This window comes from Azospirillum melinis (assembly GCF_013340935.1).
Taxonomy (GTDB): Bacteria; Pseudomonadota; Alphaproteobacteria; order Azospirillales; family Azospirillaceae; genus Azospirillum; species Azospirillum melinis.
This window is the reverse complement of record NZ_WHOS01000006.1, coordinates 1-14,597: the sequence shown is the minus strand read 5'-3', so window position 1 is coordinate 14,597 and position 14,597 is coordinate 1. Positions and strand designations below refer to the sequence as shown.

Below are 14,597 nucleotides of genomic sequence, written 5' to 3'. Positions count from 1 at the left end.
GGCCAGACACGGGGAAGGATGATGGTGACGGGCAGTCAGGGTAACGGTCGGGGTATCGCGGCGGCCGGGCAGGCGTTCAGCCTGCTAATCGTAGCGATACCAATGGTTTTCGGGCTGTCGGCCTGCAGCGACCGCATGCTCGACACCGGCCCGCTGGGGGCCATCACCGGCGAGCCTTCGCCGGTCAGCGACAATTCGTCGCCCATCCGCAGCATGACCGGGGAGCGGAGCGAGTACCCCAACCTGGGCACGGTTCCGCCACGCCCGACCGACCTGACCACCGAGGCGCAGCGGCAGCAGGCGATGGACCGTCTGGCCCAGGACCGCGCGGCATCCCGCCGCACCCGTGAGCAGACGGAGGCGATCCAGGTGCCGGAGCCGCTGCCCACCCCGATGGCGGTTCCGCCGAAGCCGGACCTGCGGCCCGGCAGGAGCTGAGCTTTCCGGACAAAGAAAAAGCCCCCGGCCGGACGGTCGGGGGCTTTTGTCTGCATATGGGCTACTGGGGGTGAGGGGCTGCCTCACCCTCTGCTCGTCACTCCTGGATGAACGCCTTCACATAGGACTGGCGCAGCGGCTGGATCAGGTAGTCCAGCGGGGTGCGGGCGGACAGCACGATGCGGGCCTCCACCGGCATGCCGGCCTTGATCTTCATGTGGCGGACTTCGTGGCTGTCGGCATCCTTCAGGCGGATGCGGGCCAGGTAATATTCCTGGCGGGTCGCGTTGTCGGTCAGGCGGTCGGCCGACACGTAGGACACGGTGCCGTCGATGGTGCCGACGACGCGGCTGTCATAGGCGGTCAGCTGCACCTTCACCGGCAGATCGACGGCCATCGACTTGATGTCCTTCGGCTGGATGCGGACCTCGGCCAGCAGGGCCTTGTCGTCGGGGACGATGTCCAGCACCGGCTCGTTGGCGGTGATGCTGCCGCCGACGGCCGGGTGGCCGTACATCACGACGTTGCCGGCGTCCGGCGCCTTGACGGTGCGGTTGTCCAGGCGATTCTTGGCGTCGCGGATCTGCTCGGCCAGCTTCTGGGCGTCGCCGCGGGCCTTGTCCAGCTCGACCAGCACCTTCTCGCGGAAGTCGCTGCGGCGGCGGACCAGATCGCCCTGGGCATCGACGGCCTGCTGGCGCGACTGCGACATGCGGGCTTCCAGCTCATGGTCCTGGGCGTGGAGCTGCGCGTTCTCCTTCTGCGCCGCCACCAGCTTGGTGCGGGTGGAGTTGCCGCGGTCCAGCAGGCCCTGGGTGATCTGGATGTCCTCGTCCGACAGCTTGATCTCGCGGGCCAGGAAGGCGCGCTGCTTCTCCAGGCTCTGCACCTCGTCGCCCAGCGTGGCGATGCGGTCCTTGGTCAGCTTGGCTTCGGTGTCGAGCTGGGTGCGGCGGACCTGGAACAGCTTCTCCTGGTTCAGCATGGCGTTCTCGACCGCCGGCTCCTTGGCACGGCGGGCGGCGAGAGCGTCGGGCCATTCGATGGCCGGCTTCTCGAACAGCTCGGCCGACAGGCGCGCTTCGGAGGCCAGCGTGTCGAACAGGGCGGCGTTCAGCATCTCGAGCCGGGTCTGCGCCTCGGTGCTGTCCAGCCGCATCAGGACCTGGCCGGCCTCGACCCGGTCGCCCTCATTGACCATGATGGCGCTGATCACGCCGCCTTCGGTGTTCTTCACCACCTTGCGGCCGGTCTCCGGCGCCAGCGAGCCCGAAGCGCTGATCGCGCTGTGCAGGGGGGCCACCGCCGCCCAGCCGGTCATGCCGCCGAAGCCGACCGCCAGGACCAGGAAGCCGCCCAGCAGCAGGCCGCGGGCATTGGTTTCCGGCATCGCCGCCCGCAGCGCATGGATCGAGGTGATGGTCGCCGTCTTGCGCGACGGCTTGCCGGCGGGGGTCTCGGGGCCGTTGTCGGAAGAAAGCGGGGCGGGGAAGGTCGTGGTCATCGTGGTCATGGGACTTCCTTGGCTCTGTCGGGTCTGGCGTCAGCCGGATGGTCGGTCTTGGAGGCGGTGCCGGCGGTCAGCCGGCGGCCCCTGCCGTGGCGGCGGCCGGACCCTGAGGGCCGAGATTGCGCAGACGGGCGAGGTTGACGGCGCCGGGCTGGGCCTGCTGCTGCTCCGGACGCGGCAGCTCCATCGCCATGCCGTTCTTCAGGACATAGGTGTGGTCGGACATATCGACGAAGATCGGGGCGTGGGTCATGACGATGGTGGTCGCCCCGCGCTCCTTGCTGGCCGCGACGAAGGCGCGGACCGCCTTGATGCCGAGCTCGTCCAGGCCGGCGGTCGGCTCGTCCAGCACCAGAAGCGGCGGCTGGCCGAAGGCGGCGCGGGCAAGGCCGATCAGGCGGGCAGTGGCGCCGGTGATCGGGGACAGCGGGTCGTTGACCTCGGTCTCGTAGCCCATGGGGAGGCTTTCGATCCACTCATGGATACCGACGGCCTTGGTAGCCTCTTCCACCTGTTCGCGGGTGGCGGTGGTGAAGCGGGCGATGTTGTCGGCGATGCTGCCGGGCAGGAGATCGACCTGCTGCGGCAGGTAGCCGATGCCCTGGTCGGGGCTGTCGGGGGTCAGGGTGGCGACGGACAGGCCGCCGAGCCGCACCGTGCCGGCCGACGGAAGGGCGACACCGGCCAGCAGGCGGGCCAGCACCGACTTGCCCGACCGGTTGGGGCCGGCGATGCAGACGGTCTCGCCGGGCTCGACCGACAGGGTGACGCTGCGCAGGATCGGCTTCTGGTCGCGGGGGGAGACGAACAGCAGGTTCTCGACGGTCAGGCGCTCGCTCTCGACGGGCACGGAGGGACGCTCCGGCTCACGCGACAGGCGCTTCAGCAGCGGCAGCAGGCGGCGGACGGCCTGGGCGGAGCGGACCAGCCCGCCCCAGGCGCCGGCGGTCTGCTCGATCGGGGCAAGGCCGCGGCCGACCAGCATCGAGGTGGCGATCATGCCGCCGAAGGACAGGTGCTGCTCGATCACCAGCCAGGCGCCGATGCCCGTCACGGCGATCTGCAGGACCATGCGGACCCACTTGGTGGCGGCGCCGATGGCGGCGCTGCGCTCATAGCCCTGGCCCTGCATGGCGCTGGCGGTCAGGAAGTCGCGGTTGACGGCGTCCAGCGAGGCGTTGCCCATGCGCAGGCCGCGCACGGTGTCGGAACGGGAGGCCAGCGCTTCGAACAGCTTCTGGGCGCGGCCGGCCGGCAGCTTGCTCTCGTCGTTGATGTCCTTGACGGCCACATAGCCGATCCAGCCCATCACCGCCATGATCAGCATCGACACGACCAGCACCAGCGCCAGCATCGGGTGGATGACGTAGATGCCGATGACGTAGAGCGGAGCCCAGGGCAGGTCCATCAGCGCCGGCAGGGAGGGGCGCGAGAAGGCGCCCTTCAGCTCGATCAGGTCGGCGAGCGGGCCGTTGTCCGGACGGCCGCGGCCGGCGGCGTCCAGCGCGTCGGCGGTCAGCCGGCGGCGCCACCGCACCTCCAGCGCGTTGCCGGCACGGGCCAGCAGGCGCGAGCGCACCATCTCCAGAAGACCGCTCAGCGTCAGCGCCATCACGACGATGACCGTCAGCATGGCCAGGGTATCGTAATTGCCGGACGGGATGGCGCGGCTGAAGACCTGAAGCGAATAAAGCGGCATGGCCAGCATCAGCGCGTTGATGGTGGCGCTGAAGATAAATGTACTAACAAGTATCCTGGTGAAATAACCGCGATTGAATGAAGCTTCCGGCTTATCATTGCCGGGCTGTCGCATAGAGTTGGACTTGGTCGAAACAGGCATAAAACAGCCCTCCAATTGTCACCGGTCGGCGCAGTGCCCACTGGATGCAGGCGAGATCAGAGAACGCGATCTTGGTAAATGGGACCTTAACATTCGGGGACGTCACAGGATTGCCACCGGATGCCACCACTTTTGCGCAGAATTACCTCGGTTTTGTTTGTTCCTTCGGGGGTGGCTTGGTGCCGATGCTTGGCGGAAGGGGCATGACCTATGGCCGGTTGGAGGGGGCAGGCATTACCGCTATCGTGCCCCGGCGGCGGTTCCCGGCGGCGGTTCTGCCGGTCCACCCCAACCACAGCCGGAGATGACGATGGAAGGGCGCAAGGTCCCCTCGGTGGTGTTCAAGACCCGCGTGCGCGACGAGAGCGTCGGCGGACCCAACCCGTTCCGTTGGCAGGACGTGCGGAGCGACGAGCTGTTCAAGGGCAAGCGGGTGGTGGTGTTCTCCCTGCCCGGCGCCTTCACGCCGACCTGCTCCAACGAGCAGTGCCCGGCCTTCGAGCGTCTCCATGACGACTTCAAGGCTCTGGGCATCGACGAGGTCTATTGCATCAGCGTCAACGATGCCTTCGTCATGTACCAGTGGGGCAAGAGCCTGAACCTGAAGAAGGTGAAGCTGATCCCCGACGGGTCGGGCCATTTCACCCGCCGCATGGGCATGCTGATCAACAAGGACAGCCTGGGCTTCGGCTTCCGCTCCTGGCGCTATGCCATGGTCGTGAAGGACGGTGTCGTCGAAAAGTGGTTCGAGGAGCCGGGCATCAACGATGAGGGCGAGAACGGCGATCCCTACGGCGAATCCTCGCCGGAGAACGTGCTCGCTTTCCTGCGGAGCTGAGGGCCCGATTCGGCGCACGGCCGGGCCGGCCGCCGGGACGATTCCGGACTGACGGCACAAGGCCGGCGGAGCGGCGGCTCCGCCGGCCTTTTCCATGGCTGACTGACGCCACGCCGGCACCTGCCACCGGGGTTGGGTTGTGCATGGTCGAGCATATGCGTGCATCGGAAATCACTTAAGGCTTTTTGTTAGACATTCCCTTTTCTCTTGCTACCTTCCGCAGAGGTTATAGCGGGTGAGGTGCAGCAAGTGGCAGAAAATCAGCCGCTCCGGTGTTTTCTGGTTGCATGTTTCATGGCAGTGCTGGCGCTGGCGTTGCCCTTCGGCGCCGCTCCGGCCAGTGCCGATGCAACCACGCCGCCGCTCGCTCCGCACAATGTGGTGCTTGCCAAGAGTTCGGTATCGGGGCTTGCGGCCGGCGCCTTCATGGCGCTCCAGTTCCACGTCGCCCATTCGGGCGAGATGGCCGGCGTCGGTCTGGTGGCCGGCGGTCCCTATCTCTGCGCAGCCGAGAATCCACTCCTGGCGGCGGCCTGCATGCAGGGCAATCCGCTCTGGCCGCGCGGCCAGCCGCTGTACGAGGCGGCCCAGCCGCTGGCGGCGGCCGGGGCCATCGACCCGCTCGACCGGCTGGCGCAGGCACAGGTCTACCTGTTCAGCGGCCGCGCCGACATGGTGGTGAACCGCAAGGCGGTGGAGGAGGCCGAAGCCTTCTATCGCGCCGCCCATGTGCCGGCGAACCAACTGCGGGTGGAAACCGGGCTGGATGCCGGCAACGGCTTCATTGCGCCGGGCGGGGTCAACGACTGCAACGCCAACCGCAGCCCTTATGTCAACGCCTGCGGTGATTATGACCAGGCCGGCCGGATCCTGTCGCACATCTATGGCGGGTTGAACCCGCCGGCTCCCGACATGCCGGCGGCCATTTCTTTCGACCAGACGCCGTTCGGTGATCCGGACCGCACGGGGCTGTCCTCCGCCGGCTATGTCTATGTGCCGCCCGCCTGCGGGCGCGGAGCGGCCTGCGCCGTGCACATCGTCTTTCACGGATGCCGCCAGTCCGTGGCCGAGGTCGGCGATGCCGTGACCACCGGCGCCGGCTTCAACCGCTGGGCGGCCAACAACAATCTGATCGTGCTCTACCCGCAGCTGTCACCGCGCAATTCCGCGGACCCGATTGCCTGCTGGGACTGGGTCGGCAGGACCGGGATGGAATACGCGACGAAGGACGGGGCGCAGATCGCCGCTGTCCACGCAATGTTGACAACCCTTGCAGGGCAAAGGTGACCCTTTTCATGACCATTTCAAACAAAGCGATTCTCAAGACCGCGTTTGCGGCGCTCCTCGTCCTGGCGCCGCTTCCCGTGGCTGCCCAAAGCGCTGCTCAGATCAGGCTGTCGGACCTGAAGCTGAAGATCGACCCGGCCCAGACCACGGTGTCGGGCATTTCCTCCGGCGCCTATATGGCCGGGCAGTTCCAGGTCGCCTATTCGGGGCTGGTCAAGGCGGCCGGGCTCGTCGCCGGCGGTCCCTACGACTGTGCCGAAGTGTCGACGGGCGGCGTCGCCACGGCAATCGTGGCGCTGAAGCGCTGCATGGACGTGGCGATGGGTGCCCCCGATGTCGATGCCCTGGTCGCGAACGCCAAGGCGCGCGAGAAGGCGAAGGAGATCGACCCGCTGTCCAACATGGCACTGTCGAAGATCTACCTGTTCAACGGCGATGGCGACGTGACGGTGAAGCGGCCGGTCGCCGATGCGACCGACCAGTTCTACCGGGCGCTGGGGGTGGCGGAGGCCAACCTCTCCTATGTGAAGCTGCCGAAGGCGGCCCATGCCTACATCACCGACGGCTACGGTGCGGCCTGCGACTTCATCCCGAATGAGGGTGAGAAGAGCGAATACATCAACAACTGCCAGTACGATCAGGCGGGCGCCATCGTCCGCTTCTTTTATGCCGACGCCAGGACCCCGAACGCCCCCGCCGCGGCCCGTCAGCCGCAGCTGTTCAACCAGGCGCCCTTCGTCGGCGACACCAGCCGCAGCGGCATGGCCAAGACCGGCTACGTCTATGTTCCGGAAGCCTGCGAGGGCGGCCAGCAGACCTGCCGCATCCATGTCGCCTTCCACGGCTGCCAGATGGCGTCGAACCTGATTGGCGATCATTTCGCCGTGAATGCCGGCTACAACCGCTGGGCCGACGTCAACAACATCGTCGTGCTGTATCCGCAGATCGACGGCGCCGCCAAGCCGACCTCCAATCCCAAGGCCTGCTGGGACTGGTTCGGCTACACCGGCTACGATTTCGCCCGCAAGAGCGGTTTCCAGATGGCCGCGGTGCGCAAGATGATCGGCGCGCTCGCCGGAGAGTGACCGTCCGTTCTGCATAAAAAAAAGCCCCTCTCCGGCGGACCGGAGAGGGGCTTTTCCTTAACCCTGGGCGATCAGGCCTTCAGGATGCCGCGGCCGGCGAAGCGGGCTGCGACGCCGAGCTGCTCCTCGATGCGGATCAGCTGGTTGTACTTGGCCAGACGGTCCGAACGGCTGAGCGAGCCGGTCTTGATCTGGCCGCAGTTGGTGGCGACCGCCAGATCGGCGATGGTGCTGTCCTCGGTCTCGCCCGAGCGGTGCGACAGGACGGCGGTGTAGCCGGCCTTGTGCGCCATGTCGACCGCCTCCAGCGTCTCCGACAGCGTGCCGATCTGGTTCACCTTCACCAGGATCGAGTTGGCGACACCTTGGCGGATGCCCTGGGCCAGACGCTTGGGGTTGGTGACGAACAGATCGTCGCCGACCAGCTGCACCTTGCTGCCGATGGCGTCGGTCAGCGCCTTCCAGCCCTCCCAATCGTCTTCCGCCATGCCGTCCTCGATCGAGATGATCGGGTAGCGGCCGGCCAGATCGGCCCAGTAGGCGACCATCTGTTCCGGCGACAGCGACTTGCCTTCGCCGGCCAGCTCATACTTGCCGTTCTTGAAGAACTCGGTCGAAGCGGCGTCGAGCGCCAGCATGACGTCGTCGCCCGGCTTGTAGCCGGCGGCCTCGATGGCCTTCATGACGAAGCCGAGCGCCTCGTCGGTCGACCCGATGTTGGGGGCGAAGCCGCCCTCGTCGCCGACATTGGTGTTGTGGCCGGCGTCCTTCAGCTTCTTCTTCAGCGACTGGAAGATCTCGGAACCCATGCGGATGGCGTCGGCGCCGGTCTCGGCGCCCACCGGCATGATCATGAATTCCTGGATGTCGATGGGGTTGTCGGCATGGGCGCCGCCGTTGATGATGTTCATCATCGGCACCGGCAGCAGCGAGGCGAAGGCGCCGCCGACATAGCGGTAGAGCGGCAGGCCGGCATCCTCGGCGGCGGCGCGGGCGACCGCCAGCGACACGCCCAGGATGGCGTTGGCGCCGAGACGGCTCTTGTTCTCGGTGCCGTCCAGGTCGATCATCGCAAGGTCGATGCCGCGCTGGTCGTCGGCGTCCAGGCCGGCGAGCGCGTCATAGATCTCACCGTTGACGGATTCGACCGCCTTCAGCACGCCCTTGCCGCCGAAGCGGGACTTGTCGCCGTCGCGCAGCTCGACCGCCTCATGGGCGCCGGTGGAGGCGCCCGACGGCACCGCGGCGCGGCCGAAGGCGCCGCTGTCCAGCGCAACGTCGACTTCGACGGTCGGGTTGCCGCGGCTGTCCAGGATTTCGCGGGCGTGAATCTCGGTGATGACGCTCATGATCGGTCGATCCTTCGAGGAATGGCAGCCGCGTTGTCTCGCAGGCCGCGTTTTAAGGCGCGCAGGCTTGATAGCCCCGACGTCCGGGCGATGCAATATCTGCTTCGGCTTACAACCCCGCGCGGAGGCGCGGACTCAAGCCGGAAATCAGAGAAATCCCTCCACCATCGCGGCGAATTCGGCCGGGCGTTCGGCGTGCAGCCAGTGCCCGACGCCGTCGATCATGCGGATTTCCGCCTTGGGGAAGTGGCGGTGGATGGCGTCGTGATGCTCCGGCCGGATGTAGTCCGACGCGCCGCCGCCGATGAACAGCGCCGGCCCGTCATAGCGGGCGCCGGCGAAATCGGGGAAGCCGATCAGTCCGGCCATGTTCGCGCCGATGGAATCGAGATTGATCCGCCAGGAGAAGACACCGTTCTCCAGCACCAGATTTTGCATCAGGAAGGAGCGCAGCGGCGCCTCCGGCACGGCATCGACCAGCTGCGCCTCCACCTCCGGCCGGCGCGTGGCCCCCTCCAGCTTCGCGGCCTTCATCGCGGCGACGAAGGGAGCGTGGGTGTGGGTGTAGGCGACCGGGGCGATGTCGGCGACCACCAGCCTTTCCACCCGCTCCGGATGGGCCAGCGCCAGCGCCATGGCGGTCTTGCCGCCCATCGAATGGCCGACGATGGTGGCGCGGGCGAAGCCGCGGTCGTCGAGGAAGCGCAGCACGTCGGCCGCCATCTCCGGATAGCTCATGCCCTCGGCCCAGGGCGCGCCGCCATGGTTGCGCAGGTCCAGCGCATAGACCCGCCGCGATTCGCCGAAGCGGCGGGCCAGGGTCTGCCAGTTGCGGGCCGAGCCGAACAGGCCGTGCAGGACCAGCATCGGCGTTCCGCCATTGGCTTCGCCGGCTTCCAGATAGGTCAGGGGGAGGGCTTGCTGCTGCGGCATGTTGGGGGCCTTCGACCGATTGGGTGACTTGAGATGCGTTCTGGACGAATGCGGGTCGCGATCCTATGACGAACGCGGCCGCATCGCTAGGATGCCGCCGGGCATCATCCGCATCACAGAAGCGACCCTGCCATCGTGTTCCGTCATATCCTGTCCGTCGGCGGCCTGACCCTGGCCAGCCGGGTGCTCGGTTTCCTGCGCGACGTGCTGACCGCGGCGCTGCTCGGCGCCGGTCCGGTCGCCGACGCCTTTTTCGTCGCCTTCCGGCTGCCGAACCATTTCCGCGCCCTGTTCGCCGAGGGCGCCTTCAACTCCGCCTTCGTGCCGCTGTTCTCGGGCAAGCTGGTGCAGGACGGAGCAGCATCCGCCCGCCGCTTCGCCGACGAGGTGATGACCCTGCTGGTCATCGTGCAGCTGGTGCTGCTGTTGGCGGTGCTGGCCTTCATGCCGCAATTCATGACGGTCTTCGCCCCCGGATTCGCCGACGAGCCGGAGAAGTTCCGGCTCGCCGTTCTGTTCACCAGCATCACCTTCCCCTATCTGCTGCTGATCTCGCTGGTGTCGCTCTATGGCGGCGTGCTGAACAGCATGAGCCGCTTCGGCTCGGCCGCCGCCGCACCGATCCTGATGAATCTGTGCCTGATCGCGGCGCTGGTGATCGGCACGCCGCTGATGCCGACGGCCGGACATGCACTGTCCTGGGGCGTGCTGGCGTCGGGTGTCGCGCAGTTTCTCTATCTGGCCTGGGACGCAAGGCGGGCCGACATGACCCTGCGGCCGGTAATGCCGCGCCTGTCGCCCGACGTGAAGCGCTTCCTGGCGGTTCTGGGGCCGGCGGCACTGGGGTCCGGCCTGACGCAGATCAGCCTGTTCGCGGACACGCTGATCGCCTCGGCCCTGCCGACCGGGGCGGTGTCCTACCTTTATTATGCGGACCGGCTGAACCAGCTGCCGCTGGGGGTGATCGGCATTGCCGTCGGAACCGTTCTGCTTCCGGAAATGTCCAAGCGGATCAAGAGCGGCGACGAGGCTGGCGCGGTCGACAGCCAGAATCGCGCCATCGAGCTGTCGCTGGTGCTGACCCTGCCGGCCGCCATCGCCTTCCTGGTGGCGGGTACGCCGATCCTGTCGGTGCTGTTCCAGCGTGGCGCCTTCGGCCCGTCGGATGCCGCCGCTTCGGCGCTTACTTTGCAAGCTTACGCGCTGGGCCTGCCGGCCTTCGTGGTGATCCGCAGCCTCGTCAACGGCTTCTACGCCCGCCACGACACCGCGACGCCGGTGCGGGTGGCGCTGGCGGCGGTCGGCATCAATGTGGCACTGAAGCTGGCGCTGATGGGGCCGCTGGCCCAGGTCGGGCTGGCGGTCGCCACCTCCGTCGGTGCCTGGGTCAATGCCGGGCTTCTGGCGCTGCTGCTGCACCGCCGCGGCCTGTTCCGGGCGGATGCGCGGTTGACCCGCAACCTGCCGCGCATGGCAATCGCCGCCGTCGCCATGGCCGTCGCCCTGTGGCTGGCGACCGCGCGGCTCGCCCCCTGGCTGGGTGCCGCAGGCGTGGTGGAGCGGCTGGGCGGCCTGCTGGTGCTGGCGGCGGTCGGGCTGGCGGTCTATGCCGTGGCCGCCGTGCTGCTGGGGCTGGTGCGGCGCAGCGACCTCGGCCGTCTGCGCCGCCGCCGGGCGAAGGCGTAGATCAGCCCTCGGTCTGCAAAGGCCGCTCCGGATCGGCGCTCCATTCCGACATCGAGCCGTCATAGAGCCGCACACCGGGTATACCGGCGATCTCGCTGAGCGCGAACCAGGACACCGAGGCGAGGTGGCCGGTGTTGCAGAAGGTGATGGGCTGGTCGCGCAAGGGCAGGCCGGCTTGGTCGGCCATCGCCTTCACCGCGTCGGGTGTGGCGAAGCGGTGTTCAGCCGCGGAGAAGAGCGGGGCGATGTCCAAATTGACGGCCCCCGGGATGGTGCCGGGCGCGCGGGCCTGCGGGCTCTTGGCCTTGCCGGCGAACTGCTCGGCCGACCGCGCATCGTGCAGCGGTGTGCCGCCGGCCTTCACGGCGGCCTCGACATCCTCCACGGTCGCGCGCAGGCCGGCGCGCGGATGGGTGGCGAAGCCGGTCGGCTTGCGCACCGCCGGCTCGGGCGTCACCGGTCCGCCGGCGGCGACCCAGGCGGCGAAGCCGCCGTCCAGCACCGACACCGCATCGTGGCCCAGCATCTTGAAGGTCCAGTAGACGCGGGTGGCGTTGCCCATGTCCGAGGCGTTGGCGCCGGCCGCCACCAGCACCACATGGTCGCCGTTGCCGATCCCCAGGCCGCCGATCAGCCCCGCCAGAACCCCCGGTTCCGGCAGCATTCCGGCCCCGCCACCGACCACAGTCCGCCAGCCGGCCGTTGCGTAGTCGGAATGAACCGATCTCGGAACGAAGCCGCCGGCGGGCGGGGTTCGCACGTCGAGGACGACGATACCGGGGCTGTCGAGCCGGCTTTTCAGCCAGGAAGCGTCCACAAGCGGGGAAATGCTGCTGTCGGTCATCAGGGTGAACCCGGTTCCGGTTGGTCGGTTGCCTTACCCCGCCGTGATCGTTGCTCAGTCGCAACGGATTGCCCGGCAGGCCGGCGGATGCCCGCCGCGGCGGGCAGGCTGCCAGTATGGGCGAAGCAGTGTGGGCGAAGCGCCGGTGCGGGAAAAGCCCAATCTTGTCGCAATCCCGGCCGGTCGGTGGCGTTGCCGGCTAACCCGTCCGGGGTGTAGGATGTCCCGTTCGTATAGGAAGGCGCCCCTTTCCGGCGCGGGAGCTTGGACATCCATGGCCAACATCGACGACCTGCTCGGCGCGCCCGATCCCAACGACGGCGACGCCTCGTCCTTCGCCATCGGCGACGCGCCGGTGGAGATCAAGGTCGTCATCGGCACCGCCATGCTCCGCGTCCGCGACCTCTTGAAGCTGGGCCGCGGCGCCGTCGTGGAACTCGACCGCCATCTGAAGGACCCGACCGACGTTTATGTCGAGGGCGTGCTGGTCGCCCGTGGCGAGGTTGCGATCATCGACGACAAGATCGGCGTCACCCTGACCGACTTCATCAAGTCCAGCCGCGAATGGAAGCGCTGACAGCATCCTTTTCCCGTTGCGGCGCCTTCCCTTTATCGATGCTTCATTCGGTAGCAGCCCCGCTTGCGCTGGCGTCTTGACGGCGGGCGATGACTTCTGGTGTCGTTGTGTCCGGTCGTGGGAAATGCCGTCGTCGACGGCGTCGCCGGCCCGGAGAGCGAAGCCATGCCCCACACCGCCGTCTCCCCCTGCCTGCCGCGCCACGTCTCCAATCCCCATGCCGACCATGAGCGGGCCTACGGCCCGTCGGAACGTGCGATCCTCAGCCGTGCCGCCTTCGAGGAGGCGATGGCGGAGATCGGCGCCTGGCCCGGCTATACACCCACCCCGCTGCGCTCCCTTCCCGGGCTGGCGCGGGAGGCCGGAATCGACCGCCTCTGGTACAAGGACGAAAGCGCCCGCTTCGCGCTCGGCAGCTTCAAGGCCCTGGGCGGCGCGTACGCCGTGCTGCGGCTGCTGGCGCGGGAGGTGACGGCGCGGGTGCCGGGCGTGCCGGTGACAGCGCTTGATCTTGTCGTCGGCCGCTATGCCAAGGTGACGCGGACGCTGACCGTCACCACCGCCACCGACGGCAACCATGGCCGCTCGGTCGCCTGGGGCGCACAGGTGTTCGGCTGCAATTGCGTGGTGTATGTGCCCGCCGCCTGTACGCCCGGCCGCCGCGCCGCCATCGAGGCGTACGGGGCGCGGGTGGTGGTGGTGGACGGGCCGTACGACGATGCGGTGCGCCGTGCCGCTGCCGACGCGGCGGAGCAGGGCTGGTTCGTCGTCTCCGACACCTCCTACACCGGCTATATGGATGTGCCGCGCGACGTGATGCAGGGCTACACCGTGATGGTGGAGGAGGCGATCTCACAGCTTCCCGCCAGCGAACGGCCTACCCACGTCTTCGTGCAGGGCGGCGTCGGCGCGCTGCCCGCCGCGGTCTGCGGTCATCTGTGGGAAAGCTGGGGGCGCCAGCGCCCGCGCTTCGTGGTGGTCGAGCCGCACAGTGCCGACTGCCTGTACCAGAGCGCCGTCGCCGGCCGGCCGATGCGGGCGCAGGGCGACCTCGACACGGTGATGGCCGGGCTTGCCTGTGGCGAGGTCTCGCTGCTGGCCTGGGCGATCCTGGAACGCGGCGCCGACGATTTCCTGACGATCCCCGACGAGGGGGCGGTCACCGCCATGCGCAAGCTGGCGGACGGTGGGCAGGGCGGCCGTCCGGTGGTGGGCGGTGAATCGGGCGTCGCCGGGCTGGCCGGGCTGCTCTGCGCCGCTGCGCACGAGGAGGTGAGGCTGGCGCTTGGCTTGGTTCCCGATGCGCGGGTGCTGGTGTTCGGGACCGAGGGGGCGACCGACCCGGAGGTCTATGAGCGGATCGTCGGCCGTTCGCCGGAGGCGGTCGCCGACGGGCTGCTCAGCGCAGCAGGTCGGTGACGATGTTGGCGCCGTCGGCGGTCAGCCGGTCGGCGGTTTCGCGATGGTCGCGGGCGCCGGAGAAGCCGCCCTCGGCCTTCACCCGCTCGATCCAGCTCTGCGAGGCGCCGAGCGACACCAGCCGTTCGACCATCATCTGGGTGGAGCGCAGGGTCATCCGGCCATTCTCCGCCATGCGCGGGGCATGCACCATGAATTCCGCCCGCGGGGCGGCGTAGCGCGGATAGCCGGCCAGATAGAGGCCGACGCACATGCTTTCGCAGGACTCGCCGTCGCGCACCCGGGTGGCAACCGGCCGTCCGCCCTTGCGCTCGGCCAGGACGGCGTCGATCATCCGGTAGCCCGCGGCGGTGAAGCCGCCGGGGCTGGACAGCTCAATCACCAGCGGACGGCGGGCCGGCAGGGCGTGCAGGGCGTCGATGAAGCTGCGTTCGGCTCCTGGCGTGATGATGCCGTCCAGCCGCAGCACGGTGACGTCGCCCTGGTCGTTGCGGGACATCGCCGCATCGGGAAATTCAGAAGACGGGGCCGCGGGCACCGGATTGACGGTGACGGGGCCGATGGCGGCCGGGGCGGAGCCGGCCGGATTGAGCGACAGGCCGTCCGGCTGGGTCGCGGCATGGCCGAATGCGGCACCCGCGATCAGCAGGGCACCCAGACCGGCGGCGAACCCGACCTTCCGCAGCAGCTTCCGCACCGACATCGCAACCCTCCCGCGCTCGACCCACCCAGCGTGGCGGTCAAAGCTTGCCCGAGTGTTAACGGCATGTCTGTGGCGGGCCACACAATGG

The 14,597-nt window shown here is 68.3% G+C and carries 13 protein-coding genes; 7 read left to right on the top strand and 6 right to left on the bottom strand.

Annotated features, from left to right (window positions below):
* The first annotated feature begins 135 nt into the window (after positions 1-135).
* Positions 136-438 (top strand): hypothetical protein, encoded by a 303-nt coding sequence (locus GBZ48_RS06665; RefSeq protein WP_246307021.1) that lies wholly within the window; start codon positions 136-138, stop codon positions 436-438.
* A gap of 97 nt (positions 439-535) precedes the next feature.
* Here the strand turns inward: GBZ48_RS06665 and GBZ48_RS06660 are convergent, their stop codons facing one another.
* Both GBZ48_RS06660 and GBZ48_RS06655 read right to left on the bottom strand, forming a co-directional pair.
* Entirely contained in the window at positions 536-1,951 is a 1,416-nt protein-coding gene (locus GBZ48_RS06660; protein ID WP_109447570.1) for an HlyD family type I secretion periplasmic adaptor subunit, read from the bottom strand.
* Positions 1,952-2,018: 67 nt separating this feature from the next.
* Positions 2,019-3,647 (bottom strand): type I secretion system permease/ATPase, encoded by a 1,629-nt coding sequence (locus GBZ48_RS06655; protein WP_246307020.1) that lies wholly within the window; start codon positions 3,645-3,647, stop codon positions 2,019-2,021.
* Positions 3,648-4,098: 451 nt separating this feature from the next.
* Here GBZ48_RS06655 and GBZ48_RS06650 point away from each other — a divergent pair, with 451 nt between their 5' ends.
* The 3 genes from GBZ48_RS06650 (at position 4,099) to GBZ48_RS06640 (ending at position 6,998) form a co-directional block, all read left to right on the top strand.
* A complete protein-coding gene (locus tag GBZ48_RS06650; RefSeq protein WP_174470301.1) occupies positions 4,099-4,626 on the top strand; it encodes a peroxiredoxin in 528 nt (175 codons plus the stop codon).
* A 294-nt stretch (positions 4,627-4,920) separates the two neighbouring features.
* Positions 4,921-5,913, top strand: coding sequence for an extracellular catalytic domain type 2 short-chain-length polyhydroxyalkanoate depolymerase (locus GBZ48_RS06645; RefSeq protein WP_174470300.1), 993 nt, complete (start codon positions 4,921-4,923; stop codon positions 5,911-5,913).
* Between the two features lie 8 nt (positions 5,914-5,921).
* A complete protein-coding gene (locus GBZ48_RS06640; protein ID WP_174470299.1) occupies positions 5,922-6,998 on the top strand; it encodes an extracellular catalytic domain type 2 short-chain-length polyhydroxyalkanoate depolymerase in 1,077 nt (358 codons plus the stop codon).
* A 71-nt stretch (positions 6,999-7,069) separates the two neighbouring features.
* Here the strand turns inward: GBZ48_RS06640 and eno are convergent, their stop codons facing one another.
* Together eno and GBZ48_RS06630 are read right to left on the bottom strand one after the other, a co-directional pair.
* Positions 7,070-8,347: a phosphopyruvate hydratase gene (eno, locus tag GBZ48_RS06635; RefSeq protein ID WP_174470298.1), complete on the bottom strand. Its 1,278-nt coding sequence runs from the start codon at positions 8,345-8,347 to the stop codon at positions 7,070-7,072.
* Between the two features lie 147 nt (positions 8,348-8,494).
* Positions 8,495-9,280 (bottom strand): alpha/beta fold hydrolase, encoded by a 786-nt coding sequence (locus GBZ48_RS06630; protein WP_174470297.1) that lies wholly within the window; start codon positions 9,278-9,280, stop codon positions 8,495-8,497.
* 135 nt (positions 9,281-9,415) lie between these two features.
* Between GBZ48_RS06630 and murJ the strand changes: the two genes are divergently transcribed.
* The gene (murJ, locus tag GBZ48_RS06625; RefSeq protein WP_174470296.1) at positions 9,416-10,966 is read left to right on the top strand and encodes a murein biosynthesis integral membrane protein MurJ; all 1,551 of its coding nucleotides are present in this window, start codon (positions 9,416-9,418) and stop codon (positions 10,964-10,966) included.
* A gap of 1 nt (position 10,967) precedes the next feature.
* Here the strand turns inward: murJ and GBZ48_RS06620 are convergent, their stop codons facing one another.
* Positions 10,968-11,810 (bottom strand): sulfurtransferase, encoded by an 843-nt coding sequence (locus GBZ48_RS06620; RefSeq protein WP_174470295.1) that lies wholly within the window; start codon positions 11,808-11,810, stop codon positions 10,968-10,970.
* 274 nt (positions 11,811-12,084) lie between these two features.
* Here GBZ48_RS06620 and fliN point away from each other — a divergent pair, with 274 nt between their 5' ends.
* A complete protein-coding gene (fliN, locus tag GBZ48_RS06615) occupies positions 12,085-12,387 on the top strand; it encodes a flagellar motor switch protein FliN (protein WP_014188019.1) in 303 nt (100 codons plus the stop codon).
* A gap of 165 nt (positions 12,388-12,552) precedes the next feature.
* The gene (locus GBZ48_RS06610) at positions 12,553-13,806 is read left to right on the top strand and encodes a diaminopropionate ammonia-lyase (protein ID WP_174470294.1); all 1,254 of its coding nucleotides are present in this window, start codon (positions 12,553-12,555) and stop codon (positions 13,804-13,806) included.
* Here the strand turns inward: GBZ48_RS06610 and GBZ48_RS06605 are convergent.
* Positions 13,787-14,509, bottom strand: a complete 723-nt coding sequence (locus tag GBZ48_RS06605) for a Clp protease/crotonase-like domain-containing protein (RefSeq protein ID WP_174470293.1) — start codon at positions 14,507-14,509, stop codon at positions 13,787-13,789. The two genes, GBZ48_RS06610 and GBZ48_RS06605, sit on opposite strands and share 20 nt — an antisense overlap.
* Positions 14,510-14,597 lie beyond the last annotated feature (88 nt).